Here is a 25,532-nt window from a genome sequence, read left to right as displayed (position 1 = left end):
GGTTAGCGTTGGCGAGCCTTCCTCGGTGCGCTCCTCGGCCGATCCGACCCGCCTCTGCCCCTGGGCACAGCGGGAGCAGGGCGCCGGCTCCCGCTCGTGCTTCGAGCACCGGTCTCAGCGCCGGGTGCAGGAGGAGTCACTGTGGCAGATCTGGGTGCGATCGAGGACAACGTCCGCTTCAGTCATGCGACCGCCGAGCAACTGACCGGCTCGGCCATCTCGGCCGCCGCCGCGATCGAGGCGCAGGCAGCCTCGCGCGCTGCCCTCGTCTCGGCGGCAAGCGCCGAGTTCCGCGGGCTGTTCGCCCAGGTGTTCGCCGAGAACGCACGGGTCGCGAAGTCCGACTCGGACGAGCTCGTGGTCCGCCTCCGCGAGGTCGCGGACGCCGTGCAGCAGTTGGCGCGCGAGGCGCTCGCCGAGCAGAAGCGGCGCTTGATCGCTCGGGAGTGGAAGCGCAAGCAGGATGCGCGCAACGTCCTCGAGCAGATGCACGATGGCCTCTTCGGCGAGGAGGAGCCGCCCGTGGGTCCGCCTGCCACGCCGTTGTCTCTCAGTGTGGAGCCGTCGACGAGTGGCGCTCGGCAGAATCCGTTCCCCGGCAGCGGCGGCACGGGCGGTGGTACGACTTCGGCCCGCCCGGAAGACCTGCGCTCTTTCGCCGCGTCGTCGGGGACGGCAAACGAGGAGTTGCGCGGGAAGCTCGCGTCGGTGCGGGGTTGGCTGGAAGAGTTCGCCGCGTCCTGCCAGTGGGGCGGACTTTCGGCCGACACTGTGGTCGCTGGCTTCCAGCAGTGGTTGTCCGCCAATGACCAGGACGTTGCCTGGGCCGGCACAATTGCCGACGCCTTCGCTGCGGCCGGAGGTGCGGGGTCGGTGACGACTCTCCCCGACGCGGCGCTCGCCACTGCCCTGAACTCGGCCGGCGTCTCCCTGGTCCGCCAGGACATCGTCATCGCTCCTCCGCAGGCGTTCGGTGCTCCCCCGACCACCGGCTATGCCGACGATCCCGTCAACACCGCCACCGGCAACTTCCTCGAGACCGAGGTCGACCTGGGTTTCAGCGGCGGAAATGCTTCGCTGCGCTTCGCCCGCACGTACAACTCGCTGGATGAACGGGTCGGCGCCTTCGGGCGCGGCTGGTCCTCCGACGCCGAGGTGCGTCTTCGCCTGGAGGACGACGGCGCGACGCTGGTGCTCGCCGATGGTCGCGAGACCGTGTTCCCGCGGCTGGGGGACGGCTGGGACCGAGCCGACGGCGAGAACCTCTGGCTTGAGCGGATCAGCGACGCCCTCCTCGTCTCCGACAACGCCGGCGGCCGCTGGGAGTTCTCGGCGACCGGGCTCTGGCGTGCGTCGAGTAACGGCCCAGGCACACGGGTGGGCGGGGAGCGCGACGCCGAGGGCCGCCTCAGCGCCCTCCAGCACGAGCGGGGCCGCCGTATCGACGTGATCTGGGAGGGCGAGCGGATCATCGCCCTGGAAGCCTCGGACGGACGGCGCGTCGTCTTCGAGTACGAGGGCGATGCCCTGATCGCGGCGACCGGCCTCGCGGGAACCCGCCGCTACGGCTGGAGCGATGCGGGGCTCCTCACGACCGTCAGCGATGTGGCGGGCGTCGCCGAGGTTCAGAACCGCTACGACTCGCGGCGCCGCGTCATCGCGCAGACCTCTCACTTCGGTCGCACAACCCGCTTCGCGTATCTCCCCGGCCGGATCACCGTCGCCTCCGACGAGGACGGCTCCCGCAGCAACAGCTGGATCTCGGACACCCGCGGCCGGCTGGTCGGGGTGCTCGACCCCACGGGCCGCCGCCAGTCGATGACCCTCGACAGGCACGGCAACATCCTCTCCGCCATCGAGCGCGACGGAGCGACGACAGCGCACGCGTATGACGACCGCGGGCGCCGCATCCGCACGGTCACCCCCTCCCGCGCCGACGTGACCGTGGGCTGGGACCAGCACGACCGCGTCACCGCAGTGGTCGCCGAGTCCGGCGCGGTGACCACCTACGAGTACGCACGAGAGTCCGACCGGAACCCGAGCCTCGTCGTCGACCCCGAGGGCGGGCACACGATCCTCACCTGGTTCGACGGCCTGCTCACCGAGATCGTCGATCCGGTCGGCGTCCGCCTGCGCTTCTCCTACGACCAGTACGGCGACCTCATCGCCACGACCGACGCCGACGGAGCCAGCGCCCGGCTGGAGCGCGACGAGGCAGGCCGGGTCATCGCCGCGATCACCCCGTCGGGAGCGGTCTCCCAGTTCCGCTACGACGCGGCCGGGCGACTCGTCTCGACGCGCGATGCCCTTGGGGCGACCTGGCGCTACGAGTACGACGCCGTCGGGCGCAGGGTCGCCGTCGTCGATCCGCTCGGCGGGCGCACCACCATCGAACACGGCGAGCACGGTGCCCCGGTCCGAACAGTCGACCCACTCGGCCGTGCCGTGACCCGCGTCCTCGACGACGTCGGCCTCGTCAGCGAGACGATCCTGCCGGACGGTTCGTCCTGGCGGTTCGGTCACGACGCACTCTCCCGGCTGACCGAGACGGTCGACCCCAGCGGAGGCGTGTGGCGCCGCGAGCACAGCGCGACGGGCGCCCTCACGGCCACCATCGATCCCACCGGCGTCCGACGCGGCCTCCACCACGAACCGCAGTCCCTCCGGATCGACGATGGCGGCGCGCAGGAGTTGACCCGCTTCGATTCCCTGGGCCGCCTGATCCGCGTCGAGGAGCAGGGCGAGACCGTGGCTCTCGCCTCCTACGACCTCTGCGGTCGACCCGTCGAGCTGGTCGATGGCGAGGGTTCGGTCACGGTCCTGCGCCGCGACGCTGCCGGACGGATCATCGAGCGCGTCGCCCCCACCGGAGCCGTGACCACCTTCGAGTACGACCGCTGCGGTCGACCGGCCGCCGTCATCGATCCACTCGGTGCACGGACCGCGATCGAGTACGACCGCGACTCGCGCCGCGTGCGGACCATCCTCCCCACCGGCGAGGTCGAGCGCATCGAGTACGACGCCGTCGGCCGCGTGCTGGTGCGCTCGATCCCCGGCCTGGGCACAGCCCGATTCGCCTACGACGCTCTCGGGCGGGTCGTCCGTTCGAGCGACCCGTGGACAGGCCGGCGCCGGTTCCGCTACGACGCCGCGGGCCAGTTGGTCGAGGCCGTCGACGGGGTCGGAGGCGTCACCCGCTTCGAGTACGACGAGCGCGGTCGCAATACGGTCATCATCGACCCGATGGGAGGCGTCACCCGCCGGCGCTTCGACGCCTCCGACCGTGCCGTCGAGACCACCGATCCGCTCGGGCGCACAACGACCGGCGGCTACGACGCCGCAGGCCGCCAAATCTGGCAGCGGGATCGGGACGGATCACGCTGGGAACGGCAGTACGACTCCGACGGCCGCGAGAAGAGCTTCCTGATCGACGGTCGCGTCGTCTCCGAGACCGACCGCGATATTCGCGGCCGTGCTCTCCGCGTCACCGACCACACCGCGCCGGGCGGACCGGTCGAGCACGAGCTGCGCTGGAATCGCCGCGGTCAGCTCATTGAGCGTCGCCGCGGCGGCAGCGGCGTCTCGTGGGAGTACGACGCCGACGGTTCCCGTACCGCCGTCGTCCACCCCAACGGACAGCGCACCGAGTACGAGCGTGACGTCCGCGGACTCGTCACCGCCATCACGCATCCGCGCCTCGGTCGCGCCACGTTCACCCACGACAGCTCGGGCCGCCTCGTCCGGTCCTCCGCGGGCGGGCAGGCCCAGGAGTGGCTCTTCCGCGACGGCGCACTCGTCGAGCACCGGCGAAGCGGCGGCGGGCGCACCACCGCCACCAGACTCCAGCGCGACACGGAGGGACGTCTCGTGGGGGTGAGCGGTCCGGACGGGTCCGTCGCCTACCGCTACGACGAAGCGCACCAACTCGTGGCCGCGATCCCGGACTCCGGCGACCCCATCGAGTGGACCTTCGACGCGGCCGGACGACTCGTGCACGAGCGCGAAGGCGGGATCACCCGCACGAGGCACTACGACGCTGGCGGTCAACTGGTCGCGACGGCATCCAGCGACGGCTCGCGGGTCGAGTATGTGCACGACGGGCTCGGTCGCCGCATCCGCGAAGTGTCCTCCGATGGTTCGGAGCGGACGTACGCCTGGTCTGCGACTGGCAACCTGGCGTCGGTCTCTCAGTCGCACCCGGGTTCCGCGCCGAGCACGACGTCGCTATGGGTGGACGTGCTCGGCGAACTTGCCTCCGTGCAGGGCGCCGACGTGTGGTGGGACGACGCGAGCGGAGCCCCCGACCTCCTCGCTATTGGCGACTCCCCCGTCCTGCGCACGCCCGGTGGAGTCACCGGCATCGGCGACCAGTGGACCGACCCGGGCTGGCGCAGCGAACGCTCGACCAGCACACGAGACCCGTGGAACCCGTCGGCCGCGACCACCGTCGCGGACGGCGTCGGACTCACCCCCGGCGGCGCCCTCACCTTCGCCGGACTGGAATGGATGGGGCGACGCGCCTACGACCCCTCGACGCGGGGGTTCCTCTCCACCGACCCTGTGGCGCCCGTGTGGGGCGCGGCCTGGTCCGGGAACCCCTACTCCTTCGCGGGCAACGACCCCGTGCACGCGCTCGACCCTGCGGGTTTGAGCCCGGTCAGCGACGCGCAACTCCAGGCCTACCGCGACGGCCACAACGGAGCCTTCGCCGCCGCCGGGGACTGGTTCGCACAAAACGCGGAGTACTTTGCTGGCGCCGGGCTGATCATCGCCGGCGGCTTCCTGATGTACACCGGAATCGGCGGACCCATCGGCCTCGGCCTCATCGGCGCCGGAGCCGACGCCATCATCCAAAAAGCCACCACAGGCTCCGTCGACTGGACACAAACCGCCCTCACCGCCGTAGCAGGCGGAGTCGGCGGCGGACTCGCAGCCGCACGCCTCGGCGCCCTCGGCATCAAGGGAGCACAAGCAACCCTCGCCGTCAACGCGGCAGCAGGCGCCTCCGGCGGCGGGGCCGGAAGCGCCTACGCCTACGCCACCAGCCCAGGACCCCACACCGCAGGCGAATTCGTCGCAGCCACCGCCGACGGAGCCTTCGCCGGCGGAGCACTCGGCGCCGCAGGCGGAGCACTCGGTGGGGGACTCTCCCGCGCAATATCCCGCCTTACTCCCAAGCCCGATCTCTTCGAATACACGCTGAGCAAATCCATACTCAAATATTCAACAAAGTTGAAAAACAACGGCGACTTTGATCGGCCATACAATGAACAACGCCTCGTAATGCAACAAATTGTGGAAGGCGGTACTAAAGTGCCGGACATAAACCCTAGGATGACCAAATTTGTTGCACCCGGGGGCTTCAATGGAAGCTCGGGCAACTGGGAATTGGTAGTAGACAAGAAGAACAAGTTAATCGTCCACTACCTATACACAAGCGGGTCAAAAAAATGATCGCCATTGGACCAGAGAGCAAGCCAATAAGTGGCTCGATCGTCTACATCGGGGAGGATCATTCATTCGCTTTTGAGAATCGACAGACCGATCTCGATTCCGGATCGATGCTGGTGCTTTCCACTCTTGTGATAGAAATAGACAGTGAAGACGGGAGGCTGCAATACCCGGAGGGATACCTATCAATGGGGGGTTGGCGACCACGATCTCTTTTGATGCCGGATCTACTCGATCGGAGTTTATACTCGGACATTATACCCATGACCGGTGCTGCATACCCAATGGAAGAATTCGCGGCAGGAGCCGGGAAATTTTTTCCCGAATACGATGCAAATAAGAATCTGCTTCGTTTAGCGCGCAAGGGAGTCAAACCATCAAAAACCGCTGTTCGATTCTGCGACGGCGCTGCACTTGGATTCCAAGGCGATGTCGTTGCAGACCTGTGGATCATTGATCCGCTCTTCAGAGACAGCTTGTGACCACCGCCCGCCGGCCTGGAATTGCCGAACCACCAAGCCCAGGACGCCGCTCCCCACGGCTTCCCCTCGGCCGCTCCCCTCCGCAAACCTAAGATGCGGCCTGGTCCGGGAACCCCTACTCCTTCGCGGGCAACGATCCGGTACACGCGCTCGACCCCGCAGGTCTCAGCCCCGTCAGCGACGCGCAACTCCAGGCCTACCGCGACGGCCACAACGGGGCCTTCGCCGCCGCCGGGGACTTCCTGGCGGACAACTGGGAGTACATCGCCGGCGGCGCCATGGCTCTCGCCGGCGGCGCCCTGATGTTCACCGGAGTCGGCGGCCCCCTCGGTGCCGCCCTCGTCGGCGCCGGAATCGACGTCATCGTCCAAAAAGCCACCACAGGCTCCGTCAACTGGGGACAAACCGCGCTCATGGCGGTCACCGGCGGCCTCGGCAGCGGCCTCATGGCAGCCCGCCTCGGCGCCGCCGGGATCAACGGCCTCAAAGCCGCAGTCGCCACCGAAGCCGCCTCCGGCGCCGCGTCCGGCGCTTCCGGCGACGCGTACGCCTACGCCACCGGACCCGGACCCCACACCCTCGACGGCTTCCTCCAAGCCACCGGCGGCGGCGCACTCTCCGGCGCCGCCATGGGAGCCGGCGGACCACTCCTCGGACACGGCCTCGCCGGAGCCGGAGCTCGCGCCGCAGGAGCCCTTGAGTCAGATGTGTCACACGCCCGAGAGGCACTCGGCGAACTCGATCCGCGCCCTGCGCCCGCTCGGTCTGAATTTCTCCAGGGTCCGATACCCGAGAAACCAGTGCAACTCTTGGAGCGGCTCGACACAACTGGTGAGAAATTCCCTAACATTAAGGGTGGTCAACCGTGGCACAACCGTCCGGAACCAGGGCGCGAGCGTCTTCCAACATCGACAGCCGACGGCAGACCAATAGCATATAAGGAATATGAATTAGAGCCAAAGATACCAGGACAAAAACGACCAAGTCCCCGCTTAGTAACGGGTGATGACGGCAGCGCTTACTACACCAGAGATCATTACCATAAATTCTTCATCATGAGAGGGCCCCAATGAATTGTCCAACACCATGGTCTTTAGGACCTGACCCCCAGTTCCAGACCTATTTCATCAACGCCGGCGCAGACTTCGGTCAAAAGTTGACCGACCACCATAAGAAAGAAGGCTACTTTTCAAAAAGACTTCGAGGAAATAAGATGCTGTCCGAAAACGCCCTTTACGATGAATTCGCCGCTGGAATGCAGTTTCCGTACTACTTTGGGTACAATCGAAATGCCTTTGACGAGTGCATCAGTGATCTCGGCGATCAGGAAGTCGGAAAAGGAGTCTGCATGACGCTCACGGACGCGCACCTGCTACTCAGCGAATCGCCACCCGACGTCTTCGAATTCTTGGCCGACAGCTTACGCCGCGCGGGCCGGATATGGTCAACTCCGATAAATGAAGCACAAGAATGGGACAGAGACGCCAAACCGTTCATCGTTACCCTTTTCTCTCCCGTCGAACAGTATGGCGAGGTAATACGTCAATGGGCAGAGCAGCAAATAGACCTCATTCAGTTACCGATTCCGGACCACGAGGTGTAAGCGCCTTGTCAAAGGAGACCAGTCCGCGCATGCGAATGTATATGACCGTCAAGGCAAGATCGCCATCGACGTCAACCGACTCGAATACTCGTTTGCTGTGAATGGGTGGACGCGAACCGTCCCGCGCCGGGCAGCCCATAGGAGTATTTGCGAACGATCTCGGACCGATCCTTCCGAAGTGATACTCGTCGTCGAGTTGGACCCGTCTAGAATTCGTCTGAGAATCGCGCGGAAAGGGCTACCCCAGATTACGACGGCGTATCGGTTCTCCGAAAACGGTGCAATGGGCACCAACAGCGAGAATGAGGTTTATGCAAAATCCGGGTAGGGCTTCACAAAAGCCCTGGTCAGAGGCTTGTTCGCTGGGCGTGCGAGGGGATTTTGCATAAGCCTCAATGCAATGGGCACCAACAGCGAGAAGGATCGTCGACCTCCGGCTTATCTACCCCAATAAGGACCGGCACTCACTACGACACGACCGCCGATCAAAAGCGCGACGTCGATGCGACAGTAGCTAGCCACCACGCAAACCCGTCAACTCACCAGAGAGAAATTATGCGCCTGAATGCAGAACAACAGCAACAGATCGCCCGGGACCTTGAGCTCGTCCTCGCCGCCACACAGCACGTAATCCCCGGACCGCGCGCTCGATCCGCCCGGGTCTCTCTCGACAACGATCAGTACAGACTCTGCCTCGAGCAGATCGCTCTCGGGCTGAACGACCTTTACCGAACCGTTGACGCTTGGGTGTTAGACGTCATCGTCGATACGACCCAGAAGCTAGAACTCCCTGCGACGATCTGGAGCAATCTGATCGCGGACCCGGCGACTCCGTTCAACCCTTTCGGAACAATTCAAGCACCTCGCGCCCTGTCATGGGACACCCTTGATAAGCCTGGCTTTTCCTTCCGCTTTGTCCATGACACACCTGGTGCGGCCGGAAGTCTCGTCGCCGAATACGAGCGCCGCGGCTTCACCAGTCGACTCCTGCGCGGCCGAGCGATGCCGGACATCGCACGTGTCTTCGATCAGATCTCCGCCGCCTTGCAGCTGCCGTACGACGGCGACGGCGACGCGAACGCTTTCGATGCATGCCTGAGCGACCTCGGAAAACAAGACGTCGGCTCAGGCATCTTCCTCGCGGTAATGGAGTCAGAACATCTCCTGCGCGACCGACCCGAGGCGGAGACGGAGCTTTTCGCCGGCTCCCTCCAGCGCACCGGAAAGATCTGGAGCGAGCCGATTGCGGAAGGCCACTCCTCGGACCGCCCAGCTCTCCCCTTGATCGTCACGCTCTTCTCCGAGTTCGAGGCCCTCGCGAGCGTCCAGGAAAGATGGGGTCGACACGGCCTCGAACCGGTCCTCTATGCCTCGCCAGAAGGAGACACAGAGGCCTCTTCACAACCCAGCTAAGCGCAGCAAAATCCCTGGTGACAAGCTCCCTGGTGACAAGCATTCTCACCGACCATTTAAAACGTTCTGGATGAGCCTCACCGCGTGAGGTACAATTACTAAATTTCTGATAAGTTGACAGGAAGGGAGAAGGAACAATCTACAGATTCTACACGCGTGAACTCCTGTGGTTAATCGACGAAATCAAGGACTATGTGAAGCCACAGCAGGAGAAATATATCCGTGAGTATGTGGAGCACGAAGAGTTCAAAGTGTGCCTCGAGCAGATAGCCTACGAGCTGGATGAATTAGAGATACCATTGCCGAGACGCGTAGTAGATAAGGTAGAGCAGCTTGGAGTAGCCTTGAAAGTCGACCCCAGCGAATGGCAAGACCTAGTTCGCGAGTGACTTTGCATAAAGTATCAAAAGCAGGCAGTTGCGGGACAGGAAATGAAACGGGATCATTTGAGCAGTTTTTGGCGGAAGCTCCACCCCAATTGGCAAGCCGTCGCTTTCCGATGGCGTGGAAGTTCTCGGCGCTTCGTCACTCACATGAGTGTTGAAGCGATGCTCGAAACGCTTTCGGCGCTGGAGAAGCTTTTTGTCGACGCAAGAGACGCATCCTGGGCCAAAGCGTTTCAAGCCCTACTCGAGGAAGTCAAGGCCTCAAACAGTTCCGCAGACGTCAGTGAAGCATCAAGGAAGATTCTTCACATGTATAGAGGGATGGGAAGTTTCAACGACGTCCTCATCTACACCAACGGCACTTACCCGCGCGGCCCTAATGAGGAACTCGACTTGCTGCGGAATCGGCTCTACGAGATTGCCCTTTACCTTGCCTAGAAACAAAACGCAGAACTAATTGACCACTACTGGTTGAGGAGGTGAAGGCTATCGTGATAAGACCTGGCGACGACGTAGAGCCAACGAGAGGACGGCTTGTCTACCGAACAACAGAGCATTCTTTTATTTTCCTCGATCGTGCTCCAGATGTCTTCGGCGGGGGAATGCTAGCTTTTGATACACTTTCTATCGAGATTGATGTCTCCGACGGCCGCTTGCAGTACATAGACGGATTTGCGCCTGCCGTGAGTTGGAAACCACGAGTTCTCACTCCGCCAAAATTTGTCGATCGAAGCCTGTACACGGACGATATTCCCCCCGGAGGGATGGCCTATCACGCGGAGTCCGTATCAGTCGGGTTCGGCGATTTTCGCATAGAATACGATTCCGCAAAAAACCTTGTTAGAGTTGCACAAGTGGATGTTGAGGAAAGCAGGACTGCGTACCGATTTTGTCAAGGCGGTGCCTTGGGACTCCGTGGGAATAAGATAGTGGATCTTTGGATTATTGATCCACATGTGGACTTTGGTGAGTACCATTGAGCGCAACAAGCGCAATAGCCAATGATGAAGCTCAAGCAGAACTGGGCTTATCCGGCCTCTGCGTCGTGAATGGTCTGTACACTTCACCACCAGGGTTGTACCGTCGCGGACCGGTGGCGCAGCAGTTCCGGTCACCTCACACATCATCATGAACAGGAGAACCCATCTACGACCAGCGACTCCGCCGTGTGCGCACCGAACTCCGCACTGTGCTCCACCGGGTGCGCCAGCGACTCGATCCCCAGACTGAGGTGTACCTGCGGCATCCCCTGAGCCGCGAAGATTTCGCGCTCTGCCTGGATGAACTCCTCCACGGGCTGGACAGCGAGAACTGGCCGGACGTGCTAACCCGAAACTACCCTGTCGCGTACATCGTGAACCTCGGCACAGTCATGGATCGAGTCCCGCGGTGTGCCGGTGCCCATGCCTCGTCCGGGACATGGGAGGAGGGAGCCGGGCCGCCTGATCCCATCCGTGCGAGGGGCCTCTGGCGCCGAAAGTACCGCGGGCCGATTCGTCCGGAAACGGTGCGCATCCTGCGCAAGAGCCTCGGCATTCTCTACTCCACCCGAATGGAACTCGCCCTCGGTCAGTTGCTCGATCGACTGGAGGAGCGTTTCGATCCCGAATGGTTCTCCTCGTGCCGAGAGTACAACGAGCACACGGAGTTCGTGCTCTGCCTGGAGACGGTCGTTGATGCCCTCTACGACTCCGACGCGAGAGTCCCCGCTCTGCTTCTCGATCGGATCCATGAGCTCGCGCGCATCATGGAGATGTCGGATCGAGGTCAGAATGATCTCCGATCGTCGTGAGCCGGAGCGACTTATCGCGCGCACAACTTCTCGGGCGACGACGACCACGCTCAGGAGTAACGCGGGCGCCACGACGAGCGACCGTCCCTGAAGGACAAACACTCCAACCCACCCGCCGCCACCACTTGACAAACCACAGAGGGACACCTCGTGGCGTCTAACGGCTCCGCCGTCCTACCCAGACCGGCACAGCCCCCTAAGATTGCGGTGGTCACTATGAAGGGGTCGGTCATGACTAAGGAAATGAGGGCACGTCGGCGACGTCGTTCCCTTCTAATTATCTGTGCTTGTAGTGCGCTGTGTGCTTCGATGTTCGTCGGGGGCGGGCCGGCGGCAGCTGCGGAATCACTTCAAAAGGGGCCGCAGCCGACGGATCATTCACAACAGGCTTTTGCTCCAGAGGACAACTTCACGTCGAAGTGGACTCGTGCGGATGCCGGCCAACTTAAGCGCCTGTCAGACTCGTCTGCCCCGCCGCAGGAAAATTCCATGCCGACCTCGTTGACGATGCCTACTATTCCGCAGGCCTTCCCAGACATGTCGAACGGAAAAGTTTGGGTGTGGGATACCTGGCCTGTGACGGACGAAGACGGGAACCAGTATTCGGTGAACGGGTGGGAGATCATTTATTCGCTCGTCGCTGATCGCAGCATCCGCTTCGATGACCGCCACACTTCCGCCAAAATCGGCTACTTCTACCGTCCAGCGAATCTTCCCGAGACGAAAAGGCAAAAGAACGGCGGTTGGACCTACGGTGGTCTCGTCTTCCACGAGGGAGTGACAGATCAAATGTTCGCCGATCGGTCCTTCAGCCATCAAACCCAGTGGTCAGGCTCCGCGCGCATATTCAAAAATGGTGAAGTCAAGCTATTTTTCACCAATGTCGCTTTTTACTGGGACGACGCCGGTCGGGACATCAAACCCTACGACCCCCGTCTAGTCCTGAGCGTGGGTCACGTCCAGGCGGACGCTTACGGTGTTTCATTCGACGGATTCGATCATGTGAATGAACTACTCACTCCCGACGGTGTTTTTTATCAAAACGCGCAACAACACCGCTATCTCAACTTTCGTGATCCCTTCACTTTCAAGGACCCAGCACACCCTGACGACACCTACATGGTGTTCGAGGGGAACTCGGCTTTGTCTCGAGAAGAAGCTCGATGCACGAAGGGCGATCTTGGCTACCGGGATGGTGATCCTTTTGCCGAAAGCGTTGACGCGGTGAACGAGTCTGGTGCCGCACACTATATCGGTAACGTCGGATTAGCGAGGGCTAAGAATAAAGCGTTGACCGAGTGGGAGTTTCTGCCGCCCGTCCTGTCGGCGAACTGCGTCACCGATCAGACCGAGCGCCCCCAGTTTGTTTTCACAGGCGGAAAAGCGTATCTCTTCACCATCAGTCATCGTCAGACGTTCGCCTCGGGGATGGACGGCCCAGAGGGTGTTTATGCTTTCGTCGGCAATGGTATCCGGAGCGATTTCCAACCATTGAACAGTGGTTCCGGACTTGCGCTTGGAAACCCCACGAACTTGAATTTTCCGGGTGGTAGGCCGTACTCACCCAGCAACAATCAGCCCGCCGGCCAGTTTGCGGCGTACTCACATTACGTCATGCCGGGAGGGCTCGTGGAGTCGTTCATCGACTCCGTGGGAACGAGCAGTCACTTCTCGCGCGGTGGCACTCTCGCCCCAACGGTAAAGATCACAGTCACCGGAGTGAATTCGACGGTTGACTACTCCTATGGAAACGATGGCCTCGGACGGTGGGCAGATATTCCTGCCAATATGCATTTGTTTACCCGGAGAGGGCGGTCCTGGACTGTTTCGGAGAAAGACATGAAGCGGATGAGGTCTTCCGTAGGCTCGCGGGTGGAGGACTACTTCCAAGGAAGGCCTATTCTACCGCAGGTGAGAGTGGCTATCGAGCGCTTTATCGCGGAGCGCGGCCGCTAGCCTGCGGTGAGCGCGCACGGGGCCAGAATCGTCTCCGCTCATTGCGAGCCGGAGAGACGTTCGGTCCGCAAGGCCCTACACCCCGATCTCCTGGTACGCCGCGAACAGCAGCGACGTCTCCGGCCCCTGCAGAATGCTCGGCCGCGCGATGTCGTCCAGCACCACGAACCGTAGGATCCCCGCGCGCGACTTCTTGTCGCGCTGCATCGCAGCGAGGAGCGTCTCCCACCGGCCGAGCGGGTAGCTGGTCGGCAGGGTCAGCGACTCGAGCACGCTGCGGTGACGGTCGACCGCCGCATCGCTCAGCGTGCCGGTGAGGCGCGAGAGTTCAGCGGCAAAGACCATGCCGACCGAGATCGCGGCGCCGTGACGCCACTGGTAGCGCTCGGCGTGCTCGATCGCGTGCCCCAGTGTGTGGCCGTAGTTCAGGATCTCGCGGACGCCCTGCTCAGTGAAGTCCTCGCCGACGACCCGCGCCTTGATCCCGATCGAGAGCTCGACCAGGCGGCGGAATTCCTCAGATGTGGGGTCCGTCGCGAGCTCCACGTCAGCCTCGATGATGTCGAGAATCTCGGGCTCTGCGATAAAGCCGCACTTCACGATCTCGCCGAAGCCAGCGAGGATCTCGTTGCGCGGGAGGCTGGTGAGCACATCGAGGTCGGCGATGACGGATCGTGGCGCATGGAACGCTCCGACGAGGTTCTTGCCCTCGGCCGTGTTGATGCCGGTCTTGCCGCCGACGGCTGCATCGACCATCCCGAGCACCGTCGTGGGGACCTGTACCACGTCCACACCGCGGAGCCAGGTTGCCGCCACGAAGCCCGCGAGGTCGGTAATCGCCCCGCCGCCGAAGCCGACGACGACGTCGGTGCGGGTGAAATCGGACTGCCCCATCACCTGCCAGCAGAAAGCAGCGACTTCGACCCTCTTGGCAGCCTCGGCGTCAGGCACCTCGGCGAGCAGTACCTCATAGCGTTCGAGCAAGCTCTCGCGGATCTCGGCGGCGAGGACAGCGAGGGTCGGCGGGTGCACGATGAGCACCTTGGTCGCTCGGTGGCCGATCGCGTCGGCGAGTCCGTCGAGGAGTCCGCGCCCGACGTGAATGTCGTAGCCGTTCTCTCCACTGACGGTGAGGGCGGTGGTGCCGTCGTTCATGACTGTCTTCCGCTCGGGCAGCCCGAGGCCGCCTGGTCCGATGATGATGCGGAGGGGCGCTGCGCGAGCATCCACTCCGTGATTTCGGCGGCGATCAGCGTGATCGGTCGCCGGGAGGTGTCGATCACGATGTCGGCGAGTGCCTCGTAGACCGGTCGCCGCTGCTCCATGATCCGAGTCCAGTCAGCGATCCCACCGCGGACCAGGGGGCGAGTGCCGGAACCGAGACGCTCACGCACGGCGTCGGCGGTCGCGGTCAGGAGGACGACGGGGACGGCGGCGAGATCGACGCGGGTCGCCGGATCGAGGACCGCTCCCCCGCCGAGGCTGAGCACGGCGGAGCGCCGCAGGGCGCTCTCGACGACACTCCGCTCCTCCCGCCGGAAAGCGGCTTCCCCCTGTGCCTCGAAGTAGGAAGCAATCGGCCCGTGCAGTCGCACGAATTCGGCGTCGGAGTCGATGAAATCGGCGTTCAGCGCTCGGGCGACCCGCTTGCCGATCGTCGTTTTTCCCGCACCCATCGGTCCGATGAGGACGAGGCGGGAGCGGGCCGCGCCGGTATCGTGACCCGCCATTAGCGCGTGGCCGAGCAACTCGGCATCACGCGAGGCCGAGCGCCGGGTCGGTCGCGGCGACGGTGCGCAACTCATCCGGAAGGGCCGCGAGATAGCCCTGGAGGTTGCGGCGCGTCTCCCCCACGCTGTCGCCGCCGAACTTCTCGAGCACGGCGTTAGCGAGCACCAGGGCGACCATAGCCTCGGCGACGACGCCGGAGGCCGGAACCGCGCACACGTCGGAGCGCTGGTGCTGCGCGCCCGCCGCCTCGCCCGTGGCGATATCCACGGTCCGCAGCGCATGCGGAACAGTCGCAATGGGCTTCATGCCGGCGCGCACCCGCAGGACGGTGCCTGTGCTCATCCCGCCCTCGGTGCCGCCGGCTCGATCGCTGGAACGCGCGATGCCATCCGGGCCCTGGAAGAGCTCGTCGTGCGCTTCTGAGCCGCGGCGCGTCGTCGTCAAGAACCCGTCGCCGACCTCGACGCCCTTGATGGCCTGAATGCCCATCAGCGCGCCGGCGAGTTGCGCGTCGAGCCGACGATCCCAGTGCACGTACGAGCCGAGTCCGGGCGGCAGGTCGTAAGCCAGCACCTCGACGACACCGCCGAGGGTGTCGCCGTCCTCGTGTGCTCGGTCCACTTCGGCGACCATCAGGGCGCTCGTGGCGGCGTCGAGGCAGCGCAGCGGATCCGCGTCCAACGTGTCGACGTCGGCCGGCGTCGGCAGCGCTGAACCCTCGGGCACGCGGACCGGGCCGATGGCGAGGGTGTGGCTGACAAGAGTGATGCCCAGCTCGCCGAGGAAGCGGCGGGCGATGGCGCCGAGCGCGACACGGGCCGCGGTCTCTCGAGCGGAGGCACGCTCGAGAACGTTCCGCGACTCCGCGAAGCCGTACTTCTGCATGCCGACGAGATCGGCGTGACCCGGACGCGGGCGGGTCAGCGCGGCGCCGCGGCCCTTGGGCAGCGTCTCGGGATCGCGGGGCTCGGCCGACATCACGTCGACCCAGCGCGGCCACTCCGTGTTCCCAATCCGCAGCGCGATGGGGCTGCCCATCGTGGCGCCGTGACGGACGCCGGAGGAGATCGTCAGCTCGTCCTGCTCGAAGTTCATCCGGACACCGCGACCATAGCCGAGCTTTCGACGTGCAAGATCGGCGCGAATGTCGTCGAGGGAGACGGGAACGCCCGCCGGCAGTCCTTCGAGGACGGCGACGAGTTCGGGACCGTGGGATTCCCCGGCCGTGAGCCAACGGAGCATCCTCCGATTCTGGCACACACGCTCAGCCCAGCGGACCCGCCGCCACGGCCCGACGCATCGCGGTCAGCACCTCAGCTTCCCGGGCCAGTGGAACAGCGGGGTCCCCCCCGACGAAGATGCGCACCTGCACGAGTGCCTGGTGCAGCAGCATCCCCAGGCCCGAGACGACCGGTGAGCCGGCCGATCCCCACCGCCGGGCAAGTGCGCTCGGCCACGGAGAGTAGGCGACGTCGAAGAGGGTTGAGGCCGCGACGACCGCGTCGGGCACGTCGACTCCGTCGGCGGCGCCCCCGGGGAGGGTCGAGATCACGAGCGGAGCGGGCTCCCCCGCGCCCCACTCGGTGAAGGACCTGACCTCGAGCACGAGGCCGAGGGCGGCCGCGACCGGAGCCAGGGCAGCGGCTTTCGCGGGTGTCCGCACCGTGATGACGGCCTGGGTCGCTCCCAGCTCGGCCGCGGCGGCAAGAGCGGAGGCGGCGGTTGCACCTGCGCCCAGGATCTCGACCCTCTCGGCGCTCACGACGCCCGCCTCGCTCAGGGCGCGCACGATCCCCGCCACGTCGGTGTTGAAGCCGCGGAGCATGGGGGCAGCGCCGGACCTGTCGATCAGCACCGTATTCACCGCGCCGGTCGCCCGCGCGATGAGATCCTCCTCGGCGAGCAGCGGCCGCACGGCGTGCTTGAGCGGCATAGTCAGCGAGAGACCGTGCCAGGAGGCGCGTTCAAGGACCGCCGTCAACGTCGCCTCGGTCGTCTCGACGGCCGTGTACGTCCAGTCCAGACCGAGCACTCGGTAGGCGGCGACGTGCAGCGCCGGTGACTTCGAGTGCGCGATCGGCGAACCGAGGACTGCCAGCCGGCACCCGGCCGTCACTGGTACTCCGGGTGGTCCCGCATCCACGCTTGCCACTGGGCCACGGCCGCGGTGTGCTCAGCGTCAGTGGTCGAGTACACCGTCTCCCCGGTCTGGAGGTTCACGGTGACGAAGTACATCCACGTACCGTCGGCAGGCCGCAGGGCCGCGGCGATGGCGACGTCACCGGGATTCGAGATCGGCGCGGGCGGCAGTCCGTCGTGCTGATAGGTGTTGTAGGGATTGTTCACATCATCGCGCTCCGCGTCGGTCGTCGAGACCCGGTTCGTGGCTCCGGTGCCGTAGGCAACCGTCGCATCCGATTGCAGACGCCAGCCCTGGTCGATCCGATTCTGGAACACCCGCGCGACCTTGGGAAAGTCCGCCGCGACGCGGGCCTCGCGCTGAATGAGGGAGGCGAAGACGACCACACGGTAGCGGTCATCGACCGGCACGCCGGCCTGATCGAGCGCCTTGTACATCCTGTCGACCAGCGTCTTCAGGATGTCGTGGGCCGAGGTCGAGGGCTGGATGTCATACGTCGCCGGGAAGAGGAAACCTTCGAGGCTCGTGGCTCCGGCCGGGAGACCGAACGAGCCCCAGTCGGCGGCGGCCGTCTCAAGGTCGGCCAGCGCAACGCCGGTGCCGTCCGCAATCAGGGGAAGCGCCGCCTTCAGCGCCGTTCCCTCGGGAATGACAAACGTGTTGGCGAGGCGGGTGGACTCGGCGTCGAGCAGCGCCGACAGGGCGGCCTTCGCGCTCATCTCGGCCTTGAGCGAGTAAGCGCCGGGCTGGAACACCGGCTCCGGACTCCGGGTGAGCAGCAGGTTATAGAACGGTTTGTACGACTTGATCACACCGTCCGAGACGAGATTGTTGGCGATGTCGCTGCCGACGTCGCCCTGGTGGATGGTGAACAGCACTTCGCTCGTGCCCGTGCCGGTGTAGTCCGTGGGCTCGGGCTCGGCGAACAGGCCCCGGACGGGCTCGATGAAAATCGTGACGGCAATCGCCACAAGCGCTGCGAAGACGCCGAAGGCGAGGAGGCCGCCGATCAGTCCTCGGTGGCTACGGCGCTTCTTCGCGACGCGGGTACCGCGGGAGCCGCGACGGCGGGAGGACGCGGCGCGGGCGTCCTGGCCGGCGACCGCTTCGCCGCGGCCTCTCGCCTCCGGGACCTCGGGTCCGGTGAAGAGGCGGTGGATCTGATCGTGCACCGCATTCTCAGTCGGCGCCTGCTCCAGGTTCGAGGGCGGCGGAGTCGACCGCGCGGACTCTGCGGCGCGGGCGTCGCGGCGGCTCGGGGGGACGTCGGTCACGTATCGGTCCTTCGTTCGGTTCGAGCGCCGAAGGTGCCGGAGGGCCGGCGGAGCGCTCGGAATCGATGGCATGCTGCAGGATCACCACGGCGGCGACCTGGTCGATCACGGCACGGGAGCCGCGTGTGCTGCGTCCAGAGCGGTGCAGAGCGCCCTGGGCGGTCACCGTCGACAGCCGCTCGTCCACGAGCCGAACCGCAGCGGCTGGCACCGCCTCGGCCAGCCGTCGAGCGAAGCTGCGCGCGTCCTGGGTAGAGGCCGTCTCCGCCCCGGACAGGGACAACGGTAATCCGACGATGATCGCTTGGGCATCGTACTCGGCCGCGAGGTGAACGATCCTGATGATGTCCGACGAATCCCCCTCGGCACTCGAGCGAGCAACAGTCTCTACCGGCACGGCGAGCAGACCGTCGGCGTCGCAGCGGGCGACCCCGATCCGGGAGCGACCGACGTCGATCCCGAGCCTGACGCCGAACCGCGGCATTCAGTTCGTCGCTTCCTGAACCACGGCTTCGAGGGCCGCGCCGATCATCGACACGTTTGACCCTCCACCCTGCGCGAGGTCGTCCTTGCCACCGCCACCACCGCCGAGGATCCCGGCGGCGCGCTTCGCGAGCACTCCCGCACGGCGGCCCTGGTCGCGTGCGGCCTGGTTGGTCGCGACGATGACGGCCGGCTTGCCTGCGACGTCCGCCGCGAGGGCAATGACGGCCGGATCCTGGCCCAGCCGCTCGCGGACGGACACGACCAGCGAGCGCAGCTCGTCGGTCGATCCGGCGGTGCCGATGTTCTCGGCGACGACGGTGGTGCCGTTCATGCTGCGCCGGTTCGCGGCGATCGCCGGGACACGGTCGGCAAGGGCCCTCGCCTCGATCGCGGCGATGCGTTTCTCGGCAGCCTTGAGGCTCGCTACCAGCTCGCTGATGCGCTCCGGGAGCTGCTCGCGCGGTGTCTTCAGCGACGACGAGATCGTGCTGACCAGGGCGCGCTCAGCGGCGAGCTCCCGGAAGGCCTCGCGGCCGACGAGCGACTCCACGCGGCGATTCGTCGACCCGACGGACGACTCGCTCACGAGGCTGATCAGCCCGACCTCAGCGGAACGCCCGACATGGGTGCCCGCGCACAGCTCGCGCGACCACGGTCCGCCGATGTCGACCACGCGCACGACGTCGCCGTACTTTTCGCCGAAGAGCGCCATCGCGCCGAGCGCTTTCGCCTCGTCAAGCGGCAGTTCGCGCGTGACAACCTCGAGGTTGTCGCGGATCGCGGTGTTGGCGATGTCCTCGATCTCGCTGCGTGTGTCGAGCGAGAGGGCCTGGTTCCACGAGAAGTCGAGGCGAAGGTAGCCGGCCTTGTTGTAGGAGCCGGACTGGTGCGCCTGCGGGCCGAGCACCTGCCGCAGCGCGGCGTGGACCAGGTGCGTGCCCGAGTGCGCCTGCTGTGCGCCCCGACGCCAGTCGCGATCGACAACGGAGGTGGCGGCGTCGCCGACTCCGACCTCGCCGCTGGCCACCTGCACCGTGTGGCTGATGAGTCCCTTCACCGGCTTCTGCACGTCGAGCACCTCGAGGTCGAAACCCGATCCGATGATGCGACCGGCGTCGGCCTCCTGTCCGCCCGATTCGGCGTAGAGCGACGTGGCCTCGAGGATTACCTCGGCGATGTCGCCGGCGACGGCCTTCGAGACGGCGTGGCCGCCGACGATGAGGCCGACGATCCGCGAAGGAGTGTCGAGCACGTCGTAGCCCGTGAAAAGCGTTTCGCCGTGCGCGCGGAAGTCGGCATAGACCGAGAGGTCAGCCAGCGCCGACTTCTTCGACCGAGCGTCGGCCTTCGCCCGGTTGCGCTGCGCGGTCATCAGCGAGTCGAATGCTTCACGGTCGACTGAGAGGCCCGACTCCTCCGCGATCTCGAGGGTGAGGTCGATCGGGAAGCCGAAGGTGTCGTGCAGGAGGAACGCGGTGTCGCCGGGCAGCGTCGGCGCCTGGGCCTTCTTGGTCGTGAGGACGGCGAGGTCGAGAATCTCGGTGCCGGCGGCCAGGGTGCGCAGGAACGCCTCCTCCTCGCCGTAGGCGCTGGTCGACAAACGCTCGAACTCGGTCGAGACCTCCGGGTAGGCAGCCGCCATGGCATCGCGCGAGGCGGTGAAGAGCTCGGGGAACGTCGCGGCGTCCACTCCGAGCAGGCGCATGGCGCGCACCGTCCGGCGCATCAGACGGCGGAGGATGTAGCCGCGACCCTCGTTCGAGGGCGTCACGCCGTCCGAGAGCAGCATCAGCGAGGAGCGCACATGATCGGCGATGACACGCATCCGCACGTCGTCCTCGTGGACGGCGCCGTAGCGCCGGCCGGAGAGTTCGGCCGCGCGGTCCAGGACCGGGCGCACCTGGTCGATCTCGTACATGTTCTCGACGCCCTGCTTGAGAAACGCGACGCGCTCCAGGCCCATGCCCGTGTCGATGTTCTTGCGCGGCAGTTCGCCGAGGATGTCGAAGTCGACCTTGCTCGTGCCCTCCCCGCGGAGGTACTGCATGAAGACGAGATTCCAGATCTCGACGTAGCGGTCGTCGTCGGTAGCGGGACCCCCGTCTTTGCCATAGGCGGGGCCGCGATCGAAGAAGATTTCGGAGCAGGGGCCCGCCGGGCCGGGCTGGCCGGTGGACCAGTAGTTGGTGTCCCTGTCCAGGCGCTGAATCCGCTCGTCGGGTAGGCCCGCAATCTTCTTCCACAGCCTGATGGCCTCGTCGTCGTCCTTATAGACGGTGACCCACAGGTCCTTCTCGTCGAAGCCGAAGCCGCCGTCGCTCTCGGCGCCGGTGAGTAACTCCCAGGCGTAACCGATCGCGCCCTCCTTGAAGTAGTCGCCGAAGGAGAAGTTGCCGTTCATCTGGAAGAACGTTCCATGACGGGGGGTCTTGCCGACCTCCTCGATGTCATTGGTGCGGATGCACTTCTGCACGCTCGTCGCGCGCGGATATGGCGCAGGCACCACTCCGGTGAGGTACGGCACGAACGGCACCATGCCCGCGACAGTGAAGAGGAGACTCGGGTCCTCACTGACAAGGGAGGCCGACGGGACCACGGTGTGGCCGCGGCTCCCGAAGTAGTCGAGCCAGCGGGTGCGAATGTCTGCGGTCTGCATGGGTTCCGTTACGGTCGGTCGGTACGCGGATGTCGGGCGGCGAGGCATCAGCCCTCGCCGATGGCAGCTTTCAACTCGGCCTCGCGCTGGTGGTAACCCTCGGAGACGGCCTCGCCGAGCTCCTTCGCCGTGCGGTTGAGGTCGGCGAACAGGCGAGCACCCGCCTCAGTGCGCGAGATCTGATGGGCGACCGCGAATCCGAGGCCGATCCCGATGACGATCAGGAGGATGTTCTTCACGGGTGTTCCTTCCACGGCAGTGGGGCGGGCGCGGAGGCGCCACAACCCGTTCGATTGTAGGGCGCGGTCGCCGGGCTACTTCGAGCGCGCGCGCTTCGAGCGCTTCGCCGCGGTTCGTCCGACGGCGGCGCCGGCGTCCCCGGCGGTGCGGCTGGCGACGAGCACGGCGCGGACTCCAGCGGTGAAACCCGCGAGCTTGATGAGTGGTCCGCCGATGGTCGCAGCGGTGAGGGCGACGAGAGCGTTCACGTTCCCAGTGACCTCGGCCACGTCCTTCGTAATCGTGTCGACCCGCGCAAGCTGCTGGTTTGCCTCGCGAAGGGTGGAGGCCGACTCGTCGAGGATGGGGGTCAGGCCGTCACTGGCCTGCTTAATGGCCTCGCTCGTGCTGTCGAAGACCCGCCCGAGCTTCCAGAGCGGGATCGCGGCGATCGCGACCAGGATCGCGAACACCCCCGCGGCGATGAGCCCTGCGATGTCTCCACCGGACACGGTGACCTCCGTTCGACGCCAGATGCGGCAGTCCAGCCTATACGTCAGGCAACGAGAGAGGCCCCGGTGCGGACACCGGGGCCTCGTGCGGGGCTGGACTCAGCGAGCCGCGTAGTACTCGACGACGAGCTGCACTTCGCAGGTCACGGGGACCTCGGCGCGCTTCGGGCGACGCAGGAGGGTCGCCTGCAGCTTGTCGATCTCGACCTCGAGGTAGCCCGGGGTCTTGGGGAGGACGTCGACGTGACCGCCGGCGGCCGCGACCTGGAAGGGCTCGGTGCCCTCGGAGCGGGTCTTGACGTGGATGACCTGGCCCGGCTTCACACGGAAGGAGGGGCGGTCGACCGTCTTACCGTCCACCATGATGTGACGGTGGGTGACGAACTGGCGCGCCTGTGCAGTGGTACGAGCGAAGCCCGAGCGAAGGACGAGGGCGTCGAGGCGCATTTCGAGGAGCTCGACCAGGTTCTCACCGGTCAGGCCCTGGGTGCGTCGCGCCTCCTGGAAGGCGATGCGCAGCTGCTTCTCGCGAATGCCGTACTGGGCGCGCAGACGCTGCTTCTCCCGCAGGCGGACCGCGTAGTCGGAGTCGGCCTTGCGCTTCGAGCGGCCGTGCTCACCGGGAGCGTAGGGACGCTTCTCGAGGTAGCGGGCGGCCTTCGGGGTCAGGGGGATGCCGAGGGCGCGCGAGAGGCGCGTCTTCGATCGGGTACGTGAGGTGGTCGACACTGTGGTCCTTCCAAGGTCTGAGAGGTTCGGTCGCAGCTCTCGTCCGCCGGCTCCGGAAGGAGAGCGGACGCCGCGGTCGTGTCCTCCGCGGGTGCGGGGGAAGGGTGACCACAGTGGCGAACTGCGCGATTCAGAGGGATGTGCTGCTCCGCTCGGCTACAGAGCGGTGGGCAACCTCGCAAGACTATCAGGCCGCAGCGCCTGGGAGGCACGGATCGGAGGGAGCGCGTCAGCCCCGCGACCCGCGGACGATCCGGAGCAGTTTGGCGAGCCGCGCCGAGACGTCTCGCTCGTTGCCGTGCTCGGTGGGCCGGTAGTAGCGGGCGCCCTGGAGCGCATCCGGCAGATACTGCTGCTCAAGCACGCCGAGGTCAGCGTCGTGCGGGTAGCGGTAACCCTTGCCGTGGCCGAGGCGTTTGGCTCCCGGGTAGTGCCCGTCGCGCAGGTGCGCCGGGACCCGGCCGGCCTTGCCCGCGCGGACATCGGCGATCGCGGCGTCGATGGCGGAGTAGGAGGCGTTCGACTTGGGCGCCGTGGCGAGATGCACAACGGCCTGCGCCAGCGGGATGCGACCCTCCGGCATGCCGATGAACTGCACCGCGTCGGCCGCGGCGATCGCGACCACGAGGGCCTGCGGGTCGGCCATGCCGATGTCCTCCGAGGCCGAGACGATGATGCGGCGAGCGATGAAACGCGGATCCTCCCCCGCCTCGATCATCCGCGCGAGGTAGTGCAGGGCGGCGTCGACGTCGGAGCCTCGGATCGACTTGATGAAGGCGCTGATGACGTCGTAGTGCTCGTCGCCGTTGCGGTCGTAGCGCAGCAGCGCCCGGTCGACCGCGCGGGCGACGACCTCCGTCGTGATGACGGGCAGCGCCGGCTCCGCGGTCTCGTCGGCGGGGGCCTCGTCGGCGGAAGCCTCGTCGGCGGAAGCCTCGTCGGCGGGGGCCTCGTCGTCCTCCTCCTCGGCGGCAGATGCCCGCGCTACGCGCTCGGCCTCGCGCGCCTCGGACCGCGCCGACGTGGCAGCCGCCTCGAGGGCTGTGAGCGCCCGCCGTGCATCACCCGACGCGAGGCGCACGATGCTCGCGCGCGCCTCCTCCTCAAGCACGACGGAGTCGCGCAGCCCGCGCTCGTCATGCAGCGCGCGGTCGACCAGCACGCCGAGATCGTCATCGCTCAGCGGCTCCAGCGTCAGCAGCAGGGAGCGCGAGATCAGCGGAGCGATCACCGAGAACGATGGATTCTCCGTCGTCGCGGCGATGAGGATGACCCAGCCGTTCTCGACCCCGGGGAGCAGTGCATCCTGCTGCGCCTTCGTGAAGCGGTGGATTTCGTCTAGGAACAGCACCGTGGAGGTGCCGTACAGGTCGCGAGTGGACAGCGCCTCCTCCATCACCTGCCGCACGTCCTTCACTCCCGCAGTGACCGCGGAGAGTTCGACGAAGCGCCGCCCGCTCGAGTGCGCAACGGCCTGGGCGAGCGTCGTCTTACCCGTGCCCGGCGGACCCCAGAGAATGACCGAAACGGCTCCCCGCTCGCCCGTCGTGTCGGCGGCGAGGGCGACCAGCGGAGAACCCGGGGTGAGCAGATGGCGCTGCCCCGCCACCTCCTCGAGGCTGCGCGGGCGCATCCGCACGGCGAGCGGAGTCGCGCCAGAGCGGAGCCCGGCCTGCTGCATGGTCATGCGACCAGCGTAACGACGGCCTCCGACACCGCGACGGAACAGCGTTTGTCCAGCCTCCGAGGAGTCTCATAGGCTCGACCCGGCCTGCACGCGCGGGTCGCCGCGCCGTCCAAGCGCGGAGGACGACGTCGGAGGAACACGTGGCTCAGGGAAAGTCGAACGACCGGGGAAAGGCGACCGACCGCGAGGCGCGCACCCGACTCCGGGCGTACCAGGCCCGCCAGAGCCTGCACCGGATGAGGCAGAGACGTCGCGTCCGTGACAACACCGTCGCCGCGATCGCGGCCGTCGTCGTCATCACCCTCGCCGTCGTTGCCCAGCTCCTCTATTTCTCCGAGGGACCGGGCGCTCCGGTGGCTGCTGCCTCCTCCTCTGACACCGCGTCGCCGACGCCGGCGCCGACCGGAGAGAACACCGGCGACGTCCCCTCCTCCGACATCGCCGAGGGCCGCGACTGGACGGGTACGCTCACCATCGGCTCAAATCCCCTCGGCATCATGCTGACGGGCAGCGCCGCTCCGCAGGCCGTCTCCTCCTTCATCTCTCTCAGCCGGTCCGGCTTCTACGACGGACTCTCGTGCCACCGCCTCACCACTGAGGGCCTCTACGTCCTCCAGTGCGGCGACCCGAACGGCGACGGCACCGGTGGCCCGGGCTACAGCTACGGCCCGGTCGAGAATGCTCCGGCAGACGGCGTGTACCCGGCAGGCGCCATCGCGATGGCGCGCCAGGGCGGCAACGGCTACAGCCAGGGCAGCCAATTCTTCGTCGTGTATCAGGACACGAGCCTCCCGGCCGACGCTGCCGGCGGCTACACCGTGATCGGCCGGATCACCTCCGGCCTCGACGCTCTCGTGAACGATGTCGTCGCCAAGGGCACGGCTGACGGCTCCGGCGACGGCGCACCCGCGGAACCCGTCTCGATAGCCTCCGTGACGCTCCAGTAGCGCGAGCCCCGAGAGCAAGCACCGGGCAGGGCACGAACCGCCCGTGCGGGGAGTGCAATAGGCTGGTC

The 25,532-nt window shown here is 65.9% G+C and carries 20 protein-coding genes; 9 read left to right on the top strand and 11 right to left on the bottom strand.

Translation table 11 applies throughout. The features are described 5' to 3' along the window. Positions 1 to 141: 141 nt before the first annotated feature. From HRF29_RS00885 to HRF29_RS00840, 8 genes are all read left to right on the top strand, one after another. Positions 142 to 5,454: a DUF6531 domain-containing protein gene (locus HRF29_RS00885; protein ID WP_173243284.1), complete on the top strand. Its 5,313-nt coding sequence runs from the start codon at positions 142 to 144 to the stop codon at positions 5,452 to 5,454. Further along, complete coding sequence (locus tag HRF29_RS00880; RefSeq protein WP_173243281.1) at positions 5,451 to 5,933, top strand: hypothetical protein; 483 nt, start codon at positions 5,451 to 5,453, stop codon at positions 5,931 to 5,933. The genes HRF29_RS00885 and HRF29_RS00880 overlap by 4 nt, the downstream gene beginning before the upstream one ends. A gap of 1,069 nt (positions 5,934 to 7,002) precedes the next feature. Then, a complete protein-coding gene (locus tag HRF29_RS00870; protein ID WP_173243275.1) occupies positions 7,003 to 7,536 on the top strand; it encodes a barstar family protein in 534 nt (177 codons plus the stop codon). Positions 7,537 to 8,091: 555 nt separating this feature from the next. Further along, positions 8,092 to 8,949: a barstar family protein gene (locus tag HRF29_RS00865; protein WP_173243272.1), complete on the top strand. Its 858-nt coding sequence runs from the start codon at positions 8,092 to 8,094 to the stop codon at positions 8,947 to 8,949. A gap of 194 nt (positions 8,950 to 9,143) precedes the next feature. Beyond that, complete coding sequence (locus HRF29_RS00860) at positions 9,144 to 9,338, top strand: hypothetical protein (RefSeq protein WP_173243269.1); 195 nt, start codon at positions 9,144 to 9,146, stop codon at positions 9,336 to 9,338. Between the two features lie 144 nt (positions 9,339 to 9,482). Further along, the gene (locus HRF29_RS00855; protein ID WP_173243265.1) at positions 9,483 to 9,773 is read left to right on the top strand and encodes a DUF6966 domain-containing protein; all 291 of its coding nucleotides are present in this window, start codon (positions 9,483 to 9,485) and stop codon (positions 9,771 to 9,773) included. 730 nt (positions 9,774 to 10,503) lie between these two features. Further along, positions 10,504 to 11,127 carry a MafI family immunity protein gene (locus tag HRF29_RS15245; protein WP_173243259.1) on the top strand — a complete coding sequence of 208 codons (624 nt, stop codon included), beginning with the start codon at positions 10,504 to 10,506 and terminating at the stop codon, positions 11,125 to 11,127. A gap of 231 nt (positions 11,128 to 11,358) precedes the next feature. After that, positions 11,359 to 13,083 carry a glycoside hydrolase family 68 protein gene (locus HRF29_RS00840; RefSeq protein WP_246226572.1) on the top strand — a complete coding sequence of 575 codons (1,725 nt, stop codon included), beginning with the start codon at positions 11,359 to 11,361 and terminating at the stop codon, positions 13,081 to 13,083. A gap of 75 nt (positions 13,084 to 13,158) precedes the next feature. Here HRF29_RS00840 and aroB read toward each other — a convergent pair whose 3' ends face one another. From aroB to HRF29_RS00785, 11 genes are all read right to left on the bottom strand, one after another. Further along, positions 13,159 to 14,238: a 3-dehydroquinate synthase gene (gene aroB, locus HRF29_RS00835; RefSeq protein WP_173243255.1), complete on the bottom strand. Its 1,080-nt coding sequence runs from the start codon at positions 14,236 to 14,238 to the stop codon at positions 13,159 to 13,161. Then, entirely contained in the window at positions 14,235 to 14,813 is a 579-nt protein-coding gene (locus HRF29_RS00830) for a shikimate kinase (protein WP_173243252.1), read from the bottom strand. The genes aroB and HRF29_RS00830 overlap by 4 nt, the downstream gene beginning before the upstream one ends. A 25-nt stretch (positions 14,814 to 14,838) precedes the next feature. Next, positions 14,839 to 16,056 carry a chorismate synthase gene (gene aroC, locus HRF29_RS00825; RefSeq protein ID WP_173243249.1) on the bottom strand — a complete coding sequence of 406 codons (1,218 nt, stop codon included), beginning with the start codon at positions 16,054 to 16,056 and terminating at the stop codon, positions 14,839 to 14,841. A 22-nt stretch (positions 16,057 to 16,078) separates the two neighbouring features. Continuing rightward, positions 16,079 to 16,930 carry a shikimate dehydrogenase gene (locus HRF29_RS00820; RefSeq protein WP_173243246.1) on the bottom strand — a complete coding sequence of 284 codons (852 nt, stop codon included), beginning with the start codon at positions 16,928 to 16,930 and terminating at the stop codon, positions 16,079 to 16,081. Further along, on the bottom strand, positions 16,927 to 18,228 hold the full coding sequence (gene mltG, locus HRF29_RS00815; protein WP_173243243.1) for an endolytic transglycosylase MltG: 1,302 nt from the start codon (positions 18,226 to 18,228) through the stop codon (positions 16,927 to 16,929). Before mltG ends, HRF29_RS00820 begins: the two co-directional genes overlap by 4 nt. Then, complete coding sequence (gene ruvX / locus HRF29_RS00810; protein ID WP_173243239.1) at positions 18,134 to 18,712, bottom strand: Holliday junction resolvase RuvX; 579 nt, start codon at positions 18,710 to 18,712, stop codon at positions 18,134 to 18,136. The genes mltG and ruvX overlap by 95 nt, the downstream gene beginning before the upstream one ends. Beyond that, complete coding sequence (alaS, locus tag HRF29_RS00805; RefSeq protein ID WP_173243236.1) at positions 18,713 to 21,370, bottom strand: alanine--tRNA ligase; 2,658 nt, start codon at positions 21,368 to 21,370, stop codon at positions 18,713 to 18,715. Positions 21,371 to 21,417: 47 nt separating this feature from the next. Continuing rightward, entirely contained in the window at positions 21,418 to 21,609 is a 192-nt protein-coding gene (locus tag HRF29_RS00800; protein ID WP_173243233.1) for a hypothetical protein, read from the bottom strand. Between the two features lie 75 nt (positions 21,610 to 21,684). Beyond that, entirely contained in the window at positions 21,685 to 22,101 is a 417-nt protein-coding gene (locus HRF29_RS00795) for a DUF948 domain-containing protein (RefSeq protein ID WP_173243230.1), read from the bottom strand. A 99-nt stretch (positions 22,102 to 22,200) separates the two neighbouring features. Next, the gene (rpsD, locus tag HRF29_RS00790) at positions 22,201 to 22,830 is read right to left on the bottom strand and encodes a 30S ribosomal protein S4 (RefSeq protein WP_068210518.1); all 630 of its coding nucleotides are present in this window, start codon (positions 22,828 to 22,830) and stop codon (positions 22,201 to 22,203) included. Positions 22,831 to 23,059: 229 nt separating this feature from the next. Beyond that, positions 23,060 to 24,517 (bottom strand): replication-associated recombination protein A, encoded by a 1,458-nt coding sequence (locus HRF29_RS00785; RefSeq protein WP_173243227.1) that lies wholly within the window; start codon positions 24,515 to 24,517, stop codon positions 23,060 to 23,062. Positions 24,518 to 24,657: 140 nt separating this feature from the next. Between HRF29_RS00785 and HRF29_RS00780 the strand changes: the two genes are divergently transcribed. Then, the gene (locus HRF29_RS00780; RefSeq protein WP_343043596.1) at positions 24,658 to 25,464 is read left to right on the top strand and encodes a peptidylprolyl isomerase; all 807 of its coding nucleotides are present in this window, start codon (positions 24,658 to 24,660) and stop codon (positions 25,462 to 25,464) included. The last annotated feature ends 68 nt before the right edge of the window (positions 25,465 to 25,532 follow it).

The sequence above is a fragment of the Rathayibacter agropyri genome (genome assembly GCF_013249015.1).
In the GTDB taxonomy this organism is placed as follows: Bacteria; Actinomycetota; Actinomycetes; order Actinomycetales; family Microbacteriaceae; genus Rathayibacter; species Rathayibacter agropyri.
The sequence above is the reverse complement of the archived record's forward strand: the minus strand, read 5'-3'. Positions and strand labels throughout refer to the sequence as shown.

What these genes read in the sequence shown, in the direction of transcription:
- HRF29_RS00880 (WP_173243281.1), top strand. Translation starts at nt 5,451, where the DNA reads ATGATCGCCATTGGACCAGAGAGCAAGCCAATAAGTGGCTCGATCGTC.
- HRF29_RS00870 (WP_173243275.1), top strand. Translation starts at nt 7,003, where the DNA reads ATGAATTGTCCAACACCATGGTCTTTAGGACCTGACCCCCAGTTCCAG.
- HRF29_RS00865 (WP_173243272.1), top strand. Translation starts at nt 8,092, where the DNA reads ATGCGCCTGAATGCAGAACAACAGCAACAGATCGCCCGGGACCTTGAG.
- HRF29_RS00855 (WP_173243265.1), top strand. Translation starts at nt 9,483, where the DNA reads ATGAGTGTTGAAGCGATGCTCGAAACGCTTTCGGCGCTGGAGAAGCTT.
- HRF29_RS00840 (WP_246226572.1), top strand. Translation starts at nt 11,359, where the DNA reads ATGACTAAGGAAATGAGGGCACGTCGGCGACGTCGTTCCCTTCTAATT.
- aroB (WP_173243255.1), bottom strand. Translation starts at nt 14,238, where the DNA reads ATGAACGACGGCACCACCGCCCTCACCGTCAGTGGAGAGAACGGCTAC.
- HRF29_RS00830 (WP_173243252.1), bottom strand. Translation starts at nt 14,813, where the DNA reads ATGGCGGGTCACGATACCGGCGCGGCCCGCTCCCGCCTCGTCCTCATC.
- aroC (WP_173243249.1), bottom strand. Translation starts at nt 16,056, where the DNA reads ATGCTCCGTTGGCTCACGGCCGGGGAATCCCACGGTCCCGAACTCGTC.
- ruvX (WP_173243239.1), bottom strand. Translation starts at nt 18,712, where the DNA reads ATGCCGCGGTTCGGCGTCAGGCTCGGGATCGACGTCGGTCGCTCCCGG.
- alaS (WP_173243236.1), bottom strand. Translation starts at nt 21,370, where the DNA reads ATGCAGACCGCAGACATTCGCACCCGCTGGCTCGACTACTTCGGGAGC.
- HRF29_RS00785 (WP_173243227.1), bottom strand. Translation starts at nt 24,517, where the DNA reads ATGACCATGCAGCAGGCCGGGCTCCGCTCTGGCGCGACTCCGCTCGCC.